At 61.2% G+C, this 17,376-nt stretch carries 15 protein-coding genes and 2 tRNA genes; 5 read left to right on the top strand and 12 right to left on the bottom strand.

The window, feature by feature from the left end:
• Nucleotides 1-39: 39 nt before the first annotated feature.
• The 3 genes from Q1A75_RS16120 to ctaD all read right to left on the bottom strand — a co-directional run bounded on the left by Q1A75_RS16120 (nucleotide 40) and on the right by ctaD (nucleotide 3,264).
• Nucleotides 40-645, bottom strand: coding sequence for a peptidoglycan-binding domain-containing protein (locus Q1A75_RS16120; protein WP_299546094.1), 606 nt, complete (start codon nucleotides 643-645; stop codon nucleotides 40-42).
• A 296-nt stretch (nucleotides 646-941) separates the two neighbouring features.
• Complete coding sequence (locus Q1A75_RS16125; RefSeq protein ID WP_299546096.1) at nucleotides 942-1,514, bottom strand: hypothetical protein; 573 nt, start codon at nucleotides 1,512-1,514, stop codon at nucleotides 942-944.
• Nucleotides 1,515-1,590: 76 nt separating this feature from the next.
• The gene (gene ctaD, locus Q1A75_RS16130) at nucleotides 1,591-3,264 is read right to left on the bottom strand and encodes a cytochrome c oxidase subunit I (RefSeq protein ID WP_299546098.1); all 1,674 of its coding nucleotides are present in this window, start codon (nucleotides 3,262-3,264) and stop codon (nucleotides 1,591-1,593) included.
• Nucleotides 3,265-3,640: 376 nt separating this feature from the next.
• Here ctaD and Q1A75_RS16135 point away from each other — a divergent pair, with 376 nt between their 5' ends.
• Nucleotides 3,641-6,121 carry a Hint domain-containing protein gene (locus tag Q1A75_RS16135; protein ID WP_299546100.1) on the top strand — a complete coding sequence of 827 codons (2,481 nt, stop codon included), beginning with the start codon at nucleotides 3,641-3,643 and terminating at the stop codon, nucleotides 6,119-6,121.
• An 88-nt stretch (nucleotides 6,122-6,209) separates the two neighbouring features.
• Here Q1A75_RS16135 and lipB read toward each other — a convergent pair whose 3' ends face one another.
• Both lipB and Q1A75_RS16145 read right to left on the bottom strand, forming a co-directional pair.
• Nucleotides 6,210-6,866 carry a lipoyl(octanoyl) transferase LipB gene (gene lipB, locus Q1A75_RS16140; RefSeq protein WP_299546102.1) on the bottom strand — a complete coding sequence of 219 codons (657 nt, stop codon included), beginning with the start codon at nucleotides 6,864-6,866 and terminating at the stop codon, nucleotides 6,210-6,212.
• Between the two features lie 4 nt (nucleotides 6,867-6,870).
• The gene (locus tag Q1A75_RS16145; RefSeq protein ID WP_299546104.1) at nucleotides 6,871-7,530 is read right to left on the bottom strand and encodes a DsbA family oxidoreductase; all 660 of its coding nucleotides are present in this window, start codon (nucleotides 7,528-7,530) and stop codon (nucleotides 6,871-6,873) included.
• 155 nt (nucleotides 7,531-7,685) lie between these two features.
• Between Q1A75_RS16145 and Q1A75_RS16150 the strand changes: the two genes are divergently transcribed.
• The 3 genes from Q1A75_RS16150 to Q1A75_RS16160 all read left to right on the top strand — a co-directional run bounded on the left by Q1A75_RS16150 (nucleotide 7,686) and on the right by Q1A75_RS16160 (nucleotide 10,304).
• Entirely contained in the window at nucleotides 7,686-9,047 is a 1,362-nt protein-coding gene (locus Q1A75_RS16150; RefSeq protein ID WP_299546106.1) for a peptidoglycan-binding domain-containing protein, read from the top strand.
• A 119-nt stretch (nucleotides 9,048-9,166) separates the two neighbouring features.
• A tRNA-Leu gene (locus tag Q1A75_RS16155) sits at nucleotides 9,167-9,253 on the top strand.
• Between the two features lie 157 nt (nucleotides 9,254-9,410).
• Nucleotides 9,411-10,304 (top strand): YihY/virulence factor BrkB family protein, encoded by an 894-nt coding sequence (locus Q1A75_RS16160; RefSeq protein ID WP_299546108.1) that lies wholly within the window; start codon nucleotides 9,411-9,413, stop codon nucleotides 10,302-10,304.
• Here Q1A75_RS16160 and Q1A75_RS16165 read toward each other — a convergent pair.
• The 7 genes from Q1A75_RS16165 to Q1A75_RS16195 form a co-directional block, all read right to left on the bottom strand.
• Nucleotides 10,261-11,190 carry an AEC family transporter gene (locus tag Q1A75_RS16165; protein WP_299546110.1) on the bottom strand — a complete coding sequence of 310 codons (930 nt, stop codon included), beginning with the start codon at nucleotides 11,188-11,190 and terminating at the stop codon, nucleotides 10,261-10,263. The two genes, Q1A75_RS16160 and Q1A75_RS16165, sit on opposite strands and share 44 nt — an antisense overlap.
• 68 nt (nucleotides 11,191-11,258) lie before the next feature.
• Nucleotides 11,259-12,062: an MBL fold metallo-hydrolase gene (locus Q1A75_RS16170; RefSeq protein ID WP_299546112.1), complete on the bottom strand. Its 804-nt coding sequence runs from the start codon at nucleotides 12,060-12,062 to the stop codon at nucleotides 11,259-11,261.
• Nucleotides 12,059-12,859, bottom strand: coding sequence for a TatD family hydrolase (locus tag Q1A75_RS16175; protein ID WP_299546114.1), 801 nt, complete (start codon nucleotides 12,857-12,859; stop codon nucleotides 12,059-12,061). The genes Q1A75_RS16170 and Q1A75_RS16175 overlap by 4 nt, the downstream gene beginning before the upstream one ends.
• A complete protein-coding gene (locus tag Q1A75_RS16180; protein WP_299546115.1) occupies nucleotides 12,856-13,974 on the bottom strand; it encodes a DNA polymerase III subunit delta' in 1,119 nt (372 codons plus the stop codon). The genes Q1A75_RS16175 and Q1A75_RS16180 overlap by 4 nt, the downstream gene beginning before the upstream one ends.
• Before the next feature lie 73 nt (nucleotides 13,975-14,047).
• Nucleotides 14,048-14,683, bottom strand: coding sequence for a dTMP kinase (tmk, locus tag Q1A75_RS16185; RefSeq protein ID WP_299546117.1), 636 nt, complete (start codon nucleotides 14,681-14,683; stop codon nucleotides 14,048-14,050).
• The gene (locus Q1A75_RS16190) at nucleotides 14,680-15,846 is read right to left on the bottom strand and encodes a D-alanyl-D-alanine carboxypeptidase family protein (protein ID WP_299546119.1); all 1,167 of its coding nucleotides are present in this window, start codon (nucleotides 15,844-15,846) and stop codon (nucleotides 14,680-14,682) included. Before Q1A75_RS16190 ends, tmk begins: the two co-directional genes overlap by 4 nt.
• Nucleotides 15,847-15,863: 17 nt before the next feature.
• Nucleotides 15,864-16,784: an SPOR domain-containing protein gene (locus tag Q1A75_RS16195; RefSeq protein ID WP_299546121.1), complete on the bottom strand. Its 921-nt coding sequence runs from the start codon at nucleotides 16,782-16,784 to the stop codon at nucleotides 15,864-15,866.
• Between the two features lie 213 nt (nucleotides 16,785-16,997).
• On the opposite strand from Q1A75_RS16195, the gene Q1A75_RS16200 reads away from it, so the two are divergent.
• Nucleotides 16,998-17,087: transfer RNA gene (locus Q1A75_RS16200), tRNA-Ser, on the top strand.
• Nucleotides 17,088-17,376 lie beyond the last annotated feature (289 nt).

The raw sequence follows: 17,376 nt of genomic DNA on the forward strand, positions 1-17,376 counted from the left end.
GGGAGGAGATCTGGGGGCGATGACATAGCGGCGGGGGTGTTAGAGGTCGGTGTATGCCGCCGACGGTTCAGGGGTCAGTGCGCGCTGTTGCGTGCCGCCCGAAGCCAGATCCTCGCGATACAGTTTCAAGAGGCCGCGGGTGCCGTCAGGCAGGCTTGCGATGTCCTGCAATGTCCGGTTGCCACCAGCTTCGGCGCGCAGATAGGACGTGGTCAGCAGGTGCTGCTGGAAGGTCGTCAGAGTGCCGGTTCCATTGTAGCCCATGTACCGCTGGTAGTCGGCAATGGCGTCGCGGGTTTTGCCCCCGACCTGGCCATCGACCGGCCCGGCATCGAAGCCGAAGTAGTTGAGCGAGGATTGGATCTCGCGCCCTTCAGGCGTTGCCGGGATCGACGGGCGATAGCTTTTCTTTTGTGGCGCCGAATAGCTGCGCGGTTTTGCAGCGTATGTGCGGGGCGCCACAGCGCGAGACCGTGCCGCTTGCTGCTGCTTGTTCTTGCGCACCTCGTTGTTGATGATTGCGCCGCCTATACCGCCGATGATGGCGCCGGCGATAAAGTCCTTTTTGTCAGCCGCAGCGCGGGTGGCGGGTACAAGGGCGAGCGAGGCCGCTATGGCGGCAGGTAAAAACATCTTGGACAGCATAATATGCTCCTTTCGTCTGGTGTCCTGCGGGAAGCGGTTCGCATGTTCGGGCAACGCGGTCCACGGGCAGCAGTGTGGATGTCATATGGGGCAGGGGCCGTGCTGAGGAAGATGGTTTGCGTGCCTCGCACGTGCGTGGGCGGTGAACTGCGCGTTTCTGGCTGGGAGATGGGCGGTGAATGGCCACACACCGGGTCGTGATATTGCATAACAACGCAGGTGCGCGTGCCATTTTAGCGCATGTTTCCTGGGGCTCTGCCTCAAACTCCGGAGTTTATCCGGCAAAGTGAAAAGGATCATGCCTTTCGGTACAAGCGGAGCACCAGCGGCAGCGCAAAGATCGCAATGACAAGGGCAATATATCCCAGAACAGCATGTTCATGAAAACGAACGGCAGCGGAGTTCTGTTCGAAGAACGCGACCCGTTCAGCGTCGGACATATCTGACAACTTGGGCGTGAGAGCAAAAAGGCTGGTGGGGCGCAGGAGGCTTACGGCAAGCCAGCCGATCACAATGATCCAGTGCATCGCATAGGTGAAAGGGCGTAAAGGCTGGTTCTGCCAACGGTGCATCACCCGGTGCCACCCGCTGAGACATAGAAATATGAGAGCTGGAACCGTGAATTCGCTGACGACCGAGAGGGGGCGGTTTGCCGCCGCAAGTAAGTCGGTGATTGAGTTGGAGGCTTGGGCCAGCAGACCAAGCGTTTCAACTGCAATCCACATTGCAACGATAACGCCGCATAGTCCGGCAAGCGCCAGCGCATGTCTTGATGCTGAGAACTGGTGTCGAAACATGACGATGCTCAGAACAAAGAGCACCAACACGCAAGCAAGTGAAAACGGATCCAGTACGGGGGTGTGAAGCATAGATTTTTGACGGCTCAATTTGAAAAGGGCCCCGGTCGCCACCGGAGCCCTTTGGATTTTCAGATCAAAGCGGTGCTTAGTGCGACGGCGCTTTGTCCCAGTCTTCCTGCTTGGGCAGGATTTCGAACGTGTGCTCTGGCGGTGGGCTGGGCAGGGTCCATTCCAGCGTGTCCGCATACTCGTTCCAGGGATTGTTCTCGGTCACGATGGCACCACGGCGCAGGGCGTAGGCCATGATACCGAAGAAGAACAGGAACGAGGCGAAGCTGACGAAGGCGCCGATGCTCGACCACCAGTTCCAGTAGGCAAACGCCTCGGGGTAGTCGATGTAGCGGCGTGGCATGCCCTGACGGCCCAGGAAGTGCTGGGGGAAGAATGTCAGGTTCGTGCCGATGAAGAATGCCCAGAAGTGCAGTTTGCCTGCCCATTCAGGATACATGCGGCCGGTCATTTTGGGGAAGTAGAAGTAGATCCCCGCGAAGATGGCGAAAACTGCACCGAGGCTCATCACATAGTGGAAGTGCGCCACCACGTAGTAGGTGTCGTGGTAGTAGCGGTCCACGGCAGCCTGGCTGAGAACGATGCCTGTGACGCCGCCCACGGTGAAGAGGAAGAGGAAGCCGAAGGCCCAGAGCATGGGGGTTTTGAACTCCACCGAGCCGCCCCACATCGTTGCGATCCAGCTAAAGATCTTCACGCCCGTTGGGACCGCGATGACCATGGTGGCCAGCATGAAATAGGCCTGCTGATTGAGGCTCATCCCTACCGTGTACATGTGGTGTGCCCAGACCACGAAGCCCAGAGCGCCGATGGCAATCAAGGCCCAAACCATCGGCAGGTAGCCGAAGATCGGCTTGCGCGCGAAGGTCGCGATCACATGCGAAATGATGCCGAAGCCCGGCAGGATCACGATGTAGACCTCGGGGTGGCCGAAGAACCACAGGATGTGCTGATAGAGCACCGGGTCACCGCCGCCTGCGGGATCAAAGAAGGTGAAGCCGAAGTTACGGTCCATCAGCAGCATGGTAATTGCACCCGCCAGAACCGGCAGGGACAGCAGGATCAGCCACGATGTGACAAAGATCGACCACGAGAACAGCGGCACTTTGAAGAGCGTCATGCCCGGTGCGCGCATGTTCAGGAAGGTGGTGATCATGTTGATCGCACCCAGGATCGACGACGCGCCCGAAACGTGCACAGCGAAGATCGCAAGGTCCATCGACATGCCCTGTTCGTTGGTGGACAGCGGCGGATAAAGCACCCAGCCCACGCCCGAGCCAGGCTGGCCATTGCCGCCTGGTGCCTGGACCGAGCAGACCGCCAGTGTCGTACCAACGACGTACAGCCAGAAGGACAGGTTGTTCAACCGCGGGAACGCCATGTCTGGCGCACCGATCTGCAACGGCATGAAATAGTTGCCAAATCCGCCAAAGAGGGCCGGGATCACCACGAAGAACATCATCAGGATGCCGTGGCCGGTGATCAGCACGTTCCAGAGGTGGCCGTTCGGAGTGCATTCGCCAGCGGCTGCGGCTGTCAGGCGCGCGCCTTCCATACACATGTACTGAACGCCCGGGTCCATCAGTTCGAGACGCATATACACGGTGAATGCGACCGAGATGAAGCCGACGAGGGCCGAGGTGACCAGGTACAGAATACCGATGTCTTTGTGGTTGGTGGACATGAACCAACGGGTGAAAAAGCCCCGTTCGTCTTCGTGCTCGTGCCCGTGAATGGCTGCGTCTGCCATGCGGTGCCTCCTGGCTGTTGGTTACTGCGCGCGCAGGGTTCCCTTTCCGCGCACGGATTCTTGAGTGGTTCTAGAGTTTTGGCCCGCCCGCATCAATGGAAGATGCGCGCATGGGCCGGGATGAATTGTCGCGTGTGTAACATCCTGCACCCTCCAACCTGGTATCGTAATATGAACTCAGCCTTGCGGTTGAGCGTTTCTGAATCAGAAACAGTTCGGCGGTTTATCGCCTGAGCATTTCCCGTCTGATCGCAGAGCCCTGCAAATGCCGTAATAAAGGACCATTCGAGGCGTTATTCATCCTTCCTCACGCCCGAATCCACAGCCAAAACCAAGCGCAAAGACGTATCAACGCGTCGAGCAGTGAGTGCAGCACATGGCAACGAACGACAATACAAATCCTGGCACCGAAGGTGACCAGGTCATCTCCGGTACAACCGGGACCGACACGCTGACCGGCGCCTTTGGCTCTGACACGATCAGCGGTGGTGACGGCGCCGATGTTTTGAGCGGAGACGGCCCGGTCGAAGGCGCGTGGCATTTCGAGACATTCGATTTCGACTTTTCGTCGTCGGCGGGGCAGGCCTTTGACATCGAAAGCGGTGTGCGCACCGGATCGGGCTATGTCACCGATTTCAATGAAAGCGGGCTGACCAACACGGTGCGCGGCACCACCGGCAACCCCGAAGATTTCGGCGTCATCTATACCAGCACGCTCAACGTTGCGAGTGGCGGCACCTACCGTCTGACCACATCGTCAGATGATGGATCGACCATCCAAATCTTTGATTCCAATGGAAATCCGCTTCAGTTCAGCAACCAGACCGGTGGCACACTGGACTATCTGAACAACGACTTTCATCAAGGGACGACCACGCGCTTTGGCGATGTCACGCTGGACCCGAACGAAACCTACACGATCCAGATCCGGTATTGGGAAAACCGGGGGGGTGACACGCTGTCGGCCACGATCAGTGGGCCGGATACGGGCAATGCCAGCGAAAACCTTCTGACCTCGTCGATGATCGGCACGCCGCCGGGTCCGGAGTATTCGGTAACGGGCACGCCTGCTGGCGTCGAAGGCGACGACGTGATCGACGGTGGGGCAGGGAACGACACCATCTTCGGCGACGGCGGCAATGACACCCTGTCTGGCGGCACCGACAATGACAGCGTGGATGGCGGCAGCGGGGATGACTTTGTTCAGGGCAATGGTGGCGCTGACACGCTAACAGGTGGATCGGGCGACGATTCAATGACTGGCGGTGGTGGCAGTGACAGCGTGAGCGGTGGCACCGGGGATGATACGCTGGAAGGCGGTGGTGGCGCGGACACCTTGGAGGGTGATCAGGGATCGGACAGACTTGTGGGCGGTGCGGGAGCTGACGTCCTGGTGGGCGACGACGGGACCGACACCACGACACTGTACGAGGATGACTTTGAAAGCGGCGCCAGCGGCTGGACCAACAACACGACCGAGACGGACCCCGACCTTGGCACGTCGCTGGGGCGCTTTGGATCACCGGATGACACCATCGCCACCGAGCGCAGCTTTGATCTGGGTGCGGATGCCGAGCAGGTACAGGTCGAGTTTGACGCGCTGCTTCTGGACAGCTGGGATCGCGAAGACTTCATCATCACCCTGAACGGGGAAGAGGTCCGTTTCAGCCACCTCGCGGGCGACACGTCTTCCCCGGCCAGCCAGACGTTTGTCGGGGCGGACGGGGCGACCTACACGCTGGACTTCACGAACACCGCCACGGGTGAGCTGGGCTATACCACCGGCGCATCGGTCTCGAACTCGCAAGACACGATCATGAATGTCGTGATCACGATCGACAATCCGCCGGAAACGCTGGACCTGGGTCTGGGCAGCACGCTGAACTCCAGTATCACCAACGAAAGCTTTGCCATCGACAATTTCAGCGTCGTGCGGGTGGACACCGCCGATGACACGCTGAGCGGTGGCACGGGCAACGACACGCTGACGGGCGGGGCAGGCGACGACGTCTATGTCTTCAATCCGGGCGACGGCGACGATGTCATTACGGATTTCAATGCCGGCAATTCCGGGTCGATCACGGATGATGACCAGACCAACAACGACTTCATCGACCTGAACTCGTATTACACGAACATCTTTGAGCTGCGCGCAGATCTGGCAGATGACGGTGTCCTGAACCAGTCAGTGGGCGATTTCAGCGACAATACCGGTCTGGGCGGATCGATCACCATGACCGGTGTCACCGGCGGCGATCTGACCTTTGACAACACCAACGTCGCTTGTTTCACCAAAGGTGCGCTGATCGACACGGTGGATGGGCCGGTCGAGGTGCAAAACCTGCGCAAAGGTATGCGCCTGCGCACATGGGACAACGGCGACCGGCCTGTCCGGGCTGTCCTGCGCCGCCAGGTTGACGGATCGGGCGCGCTTGCGCCTGTCCATATCTCGGCCGGGGCACTGGGCAATGACCGTGACCTGATCGTATCGCCCGCGCACCGCATGCTGATCTCGGACTGGCGGGCGCAGATGCTGTTTGGGGCTGACGAAGTGCTGGTGAGTGCTGCAAACCTTGTGCGGGGCGACCTGATCTACCGCGCACCGATGCGGACGGTGACCTACTACCATATCCTGATGGACCGACATGAAGTGATCTTTGCCGAAGGTGCGCCAACGGAAAGCTTCCATCTCACTCGTGAAGCCGCTGAGGCTGCAGAGTATGGTGACGGCGAAGAGTGGGCGGTGGCCGCCGAAATCGCCCGGCTGTTCCCGGAATTGCTGATGTGCGCCAGCCGCTGCGTGCGCCCAGTCATGAAAGGATACGAGGCACGGGCGCTGTCCGGGATGGTCGGCTAAGCTCTTCTTCTGGCTGGAAATACCTCGGGGGAGCCGCAGGCGGGGGCAGAGCCCCCCAAAACATGGTGTCGCGCAAGCGGCCTTGGGATCACGCTTGGTCTGAAAACACGCTATCAAAGCTTTGGCGCAGGGCCACGTCCACGTCTTCCATCGTCACGGGCAGGCCAAGGTCCACCAATGACGTCACCCCGTGTTCGGCAATGCCGCAGGGCACAATCCCATCGAAATGGGACAGGTCGGGTTCGACATTGATACTCAGGCCGTGGAAGCTGACCCATTTGCGCAACCGGATGCCAATTGCGGCGATCTTGTCTTCGGCCAGCCCGCCGTCAGGGCGGAGCGGCTTTTCGGGGCGTGTGACCCAGACCCCGACGCGCCCCTCGCGGATCTCGCCCTTGACGTTGAACGTGTCCAGCGTGGCGATCACCCACGCCTCGAGGTCCTGCACAAAGGCGCGCACATCGTGTCCGCGCTTGCCCACGTTCAGCAGGGTATAGGCCACCCGTTGCCCGGGACCGTGATAGGTGTACTGGCCGCCGCGTCGCGTTTCAAAAACGGGAAAGCGATCCGGATCGGTCAGATCGTCAGACTTGGCTGACGTGCCTGCGGTGTAAAGTGGCGGGTGTTCGACCAGCCAGATGCATTCCTCGGCCTCACCTGCCGCAATCGCGGTCGCGCGCGCTTCCATCCAGGCCTCGGCCTCTCGGTAATCGGTCAGCCCCGGGGTCGTGATCCATTCGACCATTGCGTCAGCTCGCCTCGTCCTCGGCCGCCTTGCGGAGGATCTGGGCATAGTTCTCTGCCCCTTGCGCACCTGTAACCAGGTATTTGCCGCCAAACACCATGGACGGGACCCCGGAAATACCGTTCGAAGTCCAGAAGGCCTGTTTCTCGCGGACGCTGTCTTTGAGTTTGCCCGACTGTAGGACATCTTCTGCTTCTGACCGGTCCAGACCAACGCTTTCTGCGACATCGAGAAGAACGGCGCGGTCAGAGACATCGCGTTGGTCGGTGAAGTGGGCCTTGAACAGCGCCAGCTTCAGTGGGTGTTGCAGCCCTTGGGCCAGGGCAAAGTCCAGAAGCTGATGGGCGTCGAAGCTGTTGACGATGCGGCTGTCGGGCGAGAACGCGAAGTCGATGCCCAGATCGCGACCCAAGGCTTGCATATGCGCCCGGTTCTGCGCGGATTGTTCGGGGGAGGAGCCGTATTTCTCGGCGATGTGTTCCGCGAGGTTCTGACCTTCGGGCGGCATGTCCGGGTTCAACTCGAACGGGTGCCACCGCACGCGCGCGCCCATGCCTGTTGTGCCCAGAGCCTGTTCCAATTGACGGAATCCCACGATGCACCAGGGGCACATCACGTCTGAAACGATGTCGATATCTATGACGGTTGAATCTGTGTCGGGCATGATTTGCGCTCCTGTGGCGCTGTTGCTTCGGCCTACATCACCCTCATGAGCCCAAGTTTCAAGCTTTTGGGCCGCTGAACGGGCAGGTATGGAATTTGTGACTCCCCAAATGGCGCGAAATTGATAGCATACGCGCATATTCTGGAGGGTTATTCATGTTTACAAAATCCATTGCTGTTTCTTTCGTTGCACTGTCCATGGCCATTGTTCCCGCAACGCGTGTGACCGCGGATGCAGGTGATTTCGTGGCCGGTGCCATTATTGGCGGCATCGTCGGTCATGCGGCCACCAAGCAGAACCAGCGCCGAAAGGCGACACAGCGCACCTATACCAAGAAGACCTACAAGCCGCGCCTGCCATCCACGCAGGAAGGGCGCGAGATACAAGCGTCGCTGAACTATTTCGGCTTCAACGCGGGCACTGTCGACGGGCAATTGGGCCGCCGGTCCAGAAATGCGGTGTCGTCCTACCAAGCCTACCTTGGCTATCCCGCGACCGGCCAGCTGACCCCGTTTGAGCAGAACCTGCTGATCACGTCCTACAACCGCGCACAGGCGGGTGGCTATGCCGTCACGCAGCAGATCGCGACGACACCGGATGGCACGCGCGGCCTTCTCAAGACCTACCGCGCGGAGTTGGCGGGCCAGCAGCCCGCTGTGCCGCTGGCGCCGAACACGACCATTGTCGTTGCTCCGCAGCCGGTCACGCCGACCGTTGGTACGACCACGACAACCACGGTCGTCGCAGCGGCACCCGAAGCAGCGGCGCCCGCGGCACCAACAGAAGCCGCGGCACCTGCCTTGCCCAACTTCCTTGGCGGTGGTGCAACCGCATCGCTTGCATCGCATTGCAACACCGTGTCGCTGCTGACCAACACCAATGGTGGTTTCACCACGGCGGCGGCAATGACCGACCCGGATGTCGCGCTGAACGAACAGTTCTGCCTGGCGCGGACCTATGCCATCGCCACGAGCGAGGACATGATTGCCAAGGTGCAGGGCTTTACCCCTGCTCAGGTTGCCTCGCAGTGCGAGCAGTTCGGTCCGGCGATGCAGCCCTATGTGGCGTCCCTCGCGCTCAAGTCGCAGCCTGAAGTGGTTCAGGATGTTGCGGGCTTCATCCTGACAACAGGCATGTCCCCCGCGCAGTTGCAGGGCACCGCCAAGATTTGCATGGGTGTCGGCTACCGGACGGACAACATGGACGTCGCGCTGGGCTCGGCCCTGATGCTCTTTGCCATGGGCGACCAGGTTTACGGTGAGATGATGGGTCACCATCTGGCGCAGGGCTTTGGCACCAGCAAACGGATTGATAGCGCCCGTGTCTGGTATGCCGAAGGGCTGAAGGCCGTTGATTCCGGCGCACCGGCCGTGTTCGCACCCGGTCAGCCCGAGCGTGTCGAGTTGCTGCGTCAGGCATCGCTGCGTCTGGGGACATCAAACTCCGGTCTGGTGGCACCCGCCCAACCCACGGTGCAGCCTGCTGCGTTGCCAACCTTTGGTCTGGCGAGCGACTGATAGACACCCCGTTTGAGGAGTGACACCGGGGCCGACCCACGGCCCCGGTTTTTCTTTGAGTTTTCGGTCTTGGCAAGGGGCGCGTTCATCGCTAAACCCCGCTCACCAAGTCAAGGCGTGCGGCCGTGGCGGAATTGGTAGACGCGCAGCGTTGAGGTCGCTGTGAGGTAACACTCGTGCGAGTTCGAGTCTCGCCGGCCGCACCACTTTGATTGGCCTACCGCCTTCGGCTACGTGAGGCCGGTTTGGTTCGAAGCTTATTCTCTTATCTGCGCCACTTGGGGTCCATTCAAAACCCGGACCAGTGCTGTTGAGAAAGCTGCGCGCGTTCCCTACGCTTGGCACCATATGACGCATCCACAAATGACAGACAAAACCCCCAAGGATGCCGCCCTTTGGTGGCGCGCCGTGACGCATGTGATCCGTTTGAATGACGAAAAGCATTTGGGTCTGATTGCGGCCGGGGTTGCGTTCTATGCCATCCTCGCGGTGTTTCCAGGCATTGCTGCAACCATCGCCTTGTGGGGGATCATTGGTGATCCGGCCCTGGCGCTGGAGCAGATTGAAGAGTTTCGGGCCCTGATCCCGTCGGATGTTTATGTCCTGCTCACGGCCCAGTTGACCAAACTGGCAACGACGGATGGTCTGACCCTTGGGTGGGCGTCGCTGTTGTCCTTTGGGTTTGCCCTGTGGTCGGCGCGTGCGGGGGTTGCCGCGCTCATGCAGGGATTGAACGCTATTTACGATGCGCCGAACCGGTCGGGGCTGTCGCAGTATCTGCGGGCTTTTCTGCTGACGCTGAGCCTGATCGGCGTTGTCCTTATCGCGATGGCATGCATCGTGGTGGTGCCGGTTGTCCTTGCGTTTCTGCCCTTGGGGCCTTGGGCCAACCTTGGGGTTGAGCTGTTGCGCTGGGGCGTGGGTATCGGGGTTCTTCTGGTGGGGTTTGCCGTCATCTATCGGTTGGGTCCGAATTTAGAGGGGAGGCGCCCGCGCCTGATTTCACCCGGCGTTGTGTTCGCCGTCATCTGTTGGATTGCCGCGTCGAGCGGATTTTCCATCTATTTGCAGAACTTTGGCCGGTACAATGAAATCTATGGTTCGATCGGGGCGGTGATCGTGATGCTGATGTGGTTGTTCATCAGCGCCTATCTGGTGCTGCTCGGGGGGGCTTTGAATGCAGAGCTGGCCCGTGCACGTCGCGCCAAGCTGGCTATCCCAGAGCCACCAGCCACATCCACGCCGTCAGGATCGTGAGCGCCGTTGCCACCAGAACGGAGGTGGCGGCCACGCGTTTTGCCCGTCCGTACATGTTGGCGAAGATATAGCCGTTGACCCCCGGTGCCATCGCGGCTGTGAGGACGGCAGCCTTGTAGGCGTCTGTCGGCACTGAAAGGGCGTTGCCCAGCGTGAAGGTGATGGCGGGATGGATGAGCAGGGAGATCGCGCAGACCATTGCAATGACCCGTGCGTCGCCTTCGGGCTTGTACTGGATCAGCACACCGCCAAGGGCAAAGAGCGCGGTGGGCAGGGCTGCCCGGATCACGAGGTCTAGCCCGTCGCTGAGCACGCCGGGCAGGGTGATCCCGCTGAGGTTCACGACGAAGCCTGCCATGATCGCCAGCACCAGCACATTGCGGAACATGGCGCGGGCCACGCCGCGTGCCATGATCAGCGGGCTTTGACCGCGGTTGCGCGCAATCTCCATCGCGGTGATGCCCAGCCCGTAGCAAAAGGGTGAGTGGAAGGCGATGATCGCGTAGGCTCCGGCCAAGGCGCCGGCACCATAGGCGCGTTCGTTGATGGCGAGCCCCAACAGGACAGAGTTGGAGAAGAGGCAGCAGAAGCCGATGGCGATGCTGTCTTCGATATCTCGTTTGAAGATGAAGTACGCCCCGGCCGTGCCGAGCGCAAAGCCCGTCGCTGCGCCAGTGTAGAAGCTGCCAAGCAGGCGGATGTCGAGGCTCGTGGACAGGTCGAGCGTGGCGATGGCCGAGAAGAGCAGGCAGGGAATCGCGAAGTTCTGGCTGAACTTCATCAGCGCGTCGACGCCTTGCGGGCTGAACATCCCGCGCCAGACCGCGACATAGCCGAACCCGATCACCAGGAAGACTGGCAGGATGACGTCGAGGAGCGCTTGCATGTTCGGGCCTTTGCGGCGGTGTCAGAGGGCGGGAGCCTCCGGCGGGGATTTTTTTGAAACAGGGAAGGTCAGGACACGGGGCGCGTCACCGTCAGCCCGTCAAAGGCGGGTTCGATGTGGTTGGGCGTTTCGGACAGGACCGTGTCGTAATCGAGGTCAATATGCATGTTCGTGAGGATCGCGCGGCGGGGTTTGACCCGGTCGATCCATTCAAGCGTGTTTGCGAGGTGGCTGTGTGTTGGGTGCGGGTCGCGGCGCAGCGCGTCGACAATCCAGGTGTCGAGGTTGTCGAGCTGGTCCCATACCGCATCTGGGATCTGTGCCACGTCGGGCAGATAGGCCACGTCGCCGATGCGGAAGCCAAGCGCGTCTATGCTGCCGTGGTTCACCTTGAACGGGGTGAAGGTGATCGGCCCGCCGGCACCGTCGATCACTGTGTCGCCGTTGATCGTGTTGAGTTCAAGGATCGGGGGGTAGGGCGAGCCTTTGGGCTGTACGAAGGCGTATCCGAAGCGGCTGATCAGGTCATGTTGCGTGTCACCGTCCGCCCAGACCTGCAGCCGTTCGCGCATGTTGAAGACGATCATGCGCAGGTCGTCGATCCCGTGGACATGGTCCGCATGAGCGTGGGTGTAGATCACCCCGTCGAGCCTGCCGGTGTTGGTGTTCAGTAGTTGGTTGCGCAGGTCGGGGGAGGTGTCGACAAGGACGGTTGTGGTGCCAGCATCGCTTTTGCGTTCGACCAGCAGCGAGCAGCGCTGCCTTCTGTTCTTGGGATTTTCGGGGTCGCAGGCTCCCCAGTGGCCGCCCAGCCGGGGCACGCCGCCGGAGGAGCCGCAGCCCAGGATCGTGAAGGTTATGGTGTCGCTCATGCGGGCACTGTGTAGGCCGCCGCCTTGGAGAACAAGCGGTCGAAGTTCTTTTGTGCCTGCGCGGCGAAGTCGGCGTAGTCGAGGCCCATGGTTTCAGCCCCTTTGCGCGCCGTATGCGCTGTATAGGCCGGTTCGTTGCGCTTGCCCCGGTGGGGTGGCGGCGCGAGGTAGGGCGCGTCTGTTTCCACGAGGATGCGGTCCATCGGCGCTTCGGCGAAGATGTCCCGCAGATCTTGCGATTTGGGGAAGGCCGTGATGCCGGACATGCTGAGGTAAAAGCCCAGATCGAGTGCTGCGTGGGCCAGTGCCTTCGATGATGAAAAGCAGTGCATGACGCAGCTATAGGCCCCCTGTTTGTGTTCTTCGGTCAGGATTTGGGCCATGTCGTCATCCGCTGCACGGGCGTGGATGATCAGGGGTAGGCCGGTTTGCCGTGCGGCATCGATATGGATACGCAGGGAGGTTTTCTGGATGTCGGCGGATTCAGATGTGTAGTGGTAATCGAGGCCAGACTCACCAATGCCGACGAATTTGGGGTGGTCGGCCAGCGCGATCAGCTGATCTGTTGTCGCCAGTGGCTCGTCCGCTGCGCTCATCGGGTGGGTGCCGGCCGCATAGAAGACCGGCGCATATGCTTCGGCAATGGTGCGCACCTGCGGTTCAAGCCGCAGCTTGGTGCAGATCGTGACCATGCGGGTGACGCCCGCGTCGGCGGCGTTCTGGATGATCTGGGGCAGCTGTCCGTCGAAATCAGGGAAGTCGAGGTGGCAGTGGCTGTCGGTGATTTCTGGCGTCATCGGGCAGGGGCCGTGTCGGTAAGCTTGAACAGCGTATCTAGGACGAGGGCGGCAGGGTCAAGGTTGACCGCCCGACCATGGCGTGCGCGCGCCAGGGCCTGTTGTGCAGTGTCCGCCCAGGCGCGGGCTTGGGCCGCGTTCGGGGCCAGCCGGGTAAGGATCGCTGCCTCGTCCGGGGCGGCCTCGACCTGCGGGGGGTGGCCGAGGGCGCCGGTGCGGGCGAGGCGGCCAAGGGCTACGTCAATGAGTGTGTAGAGCAGGTCGAGCTTTTCTTCGGCCCCGCGCCCTCCCGCGGCTTCGGCAAGGGCCAGCGCGCGGGCGCGGTCGAGATTTGGAAGGGTTCCCAGCAGGTGGATGACTTCGCGGTAGAGCTTGAGCCCGTCGAGCAGGGATAGGCGCAGCGCGTCGCCCACCGATCCGGCGCTGAGTTCGGCCAGTGCGGCGGCATCGGGGCCGGGGTCAATGCCCGCCTGCGCCATCGACTGTTCCATCTGGGTGGAGCTGAGCGTGCCGAGCCTGAGTGTACGGCAGCGAGATCGGATCGTGGGCAGCAGGCGGCTGGGCTGGTGGCAGATCAGCAGGAGCGTGGTGCGGGCCGGCGGCTCTTCCAGCATCTTCAGGAGCGCGTTGGCTGCGTTCACGTTCATATCGTCGGCGGCATCGATGATGACCACCCGGCGTCCGCCGTCAGTTGACGAGAGTTGGAAGAACGAGCCGAGTGCGCGGATATCGTCGATGGTGATCTGGTCGCGCAGCCGCTTGGTCTTTTCGTTTTCGGTCCGGTGTACGGATTTGAGACCCGGGTCCGCGCTTGCCGCGATGCGGTGTGCGACAGGGTGATCTGGCGAGACGTCGAGCGTTGCGGGCACGGGGGCGCCGAACATGTCGTCGGGGTCTGGGTCAGGTGTGGCGAGCAGAAAGCGGGCGATGCGCCAGGCCAGTGTGGCCTTGCCCACGCCGCGCGGGCCGGTGAGCAGCCACGCATGGTGCAGGCGGCCCGTGTTGAACGCGTCCAGGAATGCCTGTTGCGCCGCATCCTGACCAATCAGCGTCTGCGTCTCGCGCGGGTGCGGTGCGCCGGGAACGCGGGTTGGGTCTTGGGTCTCGTCAGCCATGGGATTGCTCTAGCATCGGAGCGGGGAGGGGGGCCAGCCCCCCGGCGCATCCGCGCCGTCTCCCGTCGTATTTTCAGTCAGAAGAAGCCAGATGGGCCATGGTCGTAGCGTGCACGTCGGTGGCCACGTCGTTGATGGCGCGCCCGCCATCAATGGTGCGGAAGCGATCGGCGTATTCGTCGGCGAGCGCAAGGAACCCGGCGCGCATTTTCTTTTGCAGGTCGGCGCCGAAATCCTCGAACCGTTCCTCGACCCCTTGACGCCCTTTGGCGCGGGCAAGGCCCTGTGCGGGATCCATGTCGATCAGGATGGTCAGGTCGGGTTCGCGCGCGATCATCAGGTCGTGCAACACATCGACCTTTGAGCGCAGGTCGCCCCGGCTGAGGCCCTGATACATACGTGTACTGTCGGCAAAGCGGTCGCAGATGACGATCTGGCCCGCATCGATCGCAGGTTGGATCAACCGTTCCATGTGGTCCCGGCGGGCTGCTGTGAACAGCAAAAGCTCGGTTTCGGCGGACCAGCGGTCGGGGTCCCCTTGCAGGACAAGCGCGCGGATTTCCTCGGCCCCTGGGCTGCCGCCGGGTTCGCGTGTCAGAACAACATCGTGGCCTTCGTCACGCAAACGATCCGCCAGCATCCGCGCTTGCGTGGATTTGCCGGAACCATCAATGCCTTCGAAGGTGATAAAGTGCCCTTTGGACGTCACACGTCACCTTCGGCTGTGTTGCCTGAATTCATCCGTTCAATCAGCGACAGGGCTGCGGTAGAAAGCTTGGCCAGGAAGCCGCCATGTGCCACGTCGGCTTCGGCCACCAGGGGAATACGTACTTCGGGCAAACCTTCGGGTTGGATGACCAGCTCGGCCAGTTCTGTCCCTTCGGAAATGGGGGCCTGGATCGGCCCGGTATAGACCACTTCAGCATCCACGGTTTTGCCAGCAAGAATGGGCAGGAGGATGGTCACGTCCTCTTGCGGGACAAGCCCGACTTCGGGTTCAGCCCCTTCCCAGACCCGTGCGGTGGCAACGCGGGACCCACCTTCGACGACGGTGCGTTCGGCAAATTGACGGAAGGCCCAGTTTACGATGGCTTCGGATTCTTGGGCCCGTCCTGCGGCCGTATCGAGGCCCGAGATCACGAACACAACGCGGCGGTCCCCTTGCTTGGCCGAGCCGGTGAGGCCGTAGCCAGCCTCTTGCGTATGGCCGGTTTTCAGGCCGTCCGCGCCGATGCCAAGCGTGAGCAGTGGGTTCCGGTTGTACCGGTTCGAGCTTTCTTCTTCGTCAAACAGGAACTCGGTTTCCGAAAACATAGGGTAGTATTCGGGATAGTCCGCAATCAGACGCTGCGACAGAAGGCCCAGGTCCCGCATGGACATAAGGTGGCCTGCGGCAGGCCAGCCGCTGGAATTGGCAAAGGTGGAGTTTGTCATCCCCATCTCTTGCGCGCGGCGCGTCATCAAACGGGCAAAGCCCGCTTCGGTCCCATCGGGGCTGAGCGTTTCGGCAATCACAACGCAGGCATCGTTGCCCGACAGAACGATGATGCCGCGGATCAGATCCTCGACCGTGACCCGCTCGCCTTGCTTAAGAAACAGGGTCGAACCGCCGAAGCTGTTGGCATGCGCAGACACGACCAGTTCGTCGGTCATCGACAATTGGCCGCGTTCAATCGCCTCGAACGCCATGTAGAGCGTCATCAGCTTGGACATGGACGCAGGCGGCAGCGGATCATCTGCGTTCTTGTTCAGCAGTACCGTGCCCGTTGTGTGATCAACCACGTATGCTGCTGACGCTCGCGTTTCAAACGCGGTGACGGGCAGCGCAGTGGATGCGATCAACAGGGCGGCAACAGCAATAGGGCGGATCACGGGGTGTATGCTCCTGGTCAGTTGGTGACGGCGTAAGCGTCCGTGAACCCTTCATCCTTGATGGCGGTCAGCAACTGGCTGCGCTCGGATGTCGTGCCTGCAGGGCCGACAACGACGCGCCAGAATGGCTTACCGTCGCGTTCAAAGGTTTTCACGGTTGGAATGACACCTGCGTTGCGCATTTGCGTGGCGGTCCGTTCGGCATTGGCTTGAACCGAGAAGATGCCGATCTGGATGAACGGCTTGTCCAGTTTCGAAGCGGTGGGCCGTGTGGTTGCCGCGACAGGTATGGCGGTGGGTTTCGCGGCGGGCTGGATGCCCTGTGCGGCTTGCGGTGCAGTCGGTGCGGCATCGGTCTGCGCAGGTGCCTCGAGAACGGCGGCTGCGCTTTCGATCGGATCAAGCGTTGTTTCCGTGACGTCCGCCGGGGCGGCAACAGCGGCGGCGGCGTCCGTCAGTTCCGGCTCGACAGCGACTTCTTCTTTGCGCAGGGCCGTCACGTTCAGTTGCGATGGCGCACCGGCCAGCATGCTGAGTGCGTCGGCCGCGTCCGAACTGATTTGCAGGCGTGGGCCCGGAATGTCGCGTTCCCGGCGGAACAGTGCGCCAACGACGAACTTGTCATTTTCCGTGTTGCGAATAATGACGCGCTCCGGTTCGGTAACATCGGGGTGGGCTACCCACACACCGCCAAGCGAGGGGCGTCCGTCCCAAAGTCCGGCTTCGGTGGCTGAGAAGACATCGGGCGCTTCGACATCCCGTTCAACTGTTTTGATCGGTGCCGCGTCTGGCGCGGTGCCTTCGACCGAGGTGTTGGAGCGTTTTAACGCATCCATCGCCACGAACTGACCGCTTTCGTCACATCCGGCCAACAAGCCAATTGCGAGGAATAGGGCGGTGCTGCTGCGAAATGTGAGACGGGAAGTATATCTGCTCATGGACCGAGTCCTTGCCTGCTGTTGCCTGTATGCCCGTTTTCGGGCCGTATTGGTGCCGCGTCCGACACAACGATTTGCCCTGTTATAGCAGGGTTCTGGCGCGACAATAGCCTGATCCACTCGATCTGAAAAGCGCGCGATTCGTTTGTCGGCGATTTTTCCCTTGGATGTGGGTTTGCCGAATCACGTTTGCCCGCATAAAGCGGGTCCACCGGAGGTTTGGCAGAGTGGTCGAATGCGGCGGTCTTGAAAACCGTTGGGCGTGAGAGCGTCCCGTGGGTTCGAATCCCACAGCCTCCGCCACCGTTGTCATCCGCTGGACGCCAGATCGTTTTAAGTCTCCTTTTGACGGTGACCCAAGGACGCTTCGACGCTTCAGTACACGGGCGGCTATGTCCGGTTTGAGTCCAAAGTGTCGGATGCTGCGCAGGGCGCACGTGACTGCAAACCACGGTGAAGCCGACATTGGTCTTGGTAAGACCGGCCCATTTGTATGTACCGGCTGCTGTCCGCAATTGATGGGGTGGATGCTCCCTCCCACAACGGCATCGCAATGTGCCAGACTGGCTTTGTTGACAAGTCAGTGAGAATG

It is taken from the genome of uncultured Tateyamaria sp. (genome assembly GCF_947504105.1).
Lineage (GTDB): Bacteria > Pseudomonadota > Alphaproteobacteria > Rhodobacterales > Rhodobacteraceae > Tateyamaria.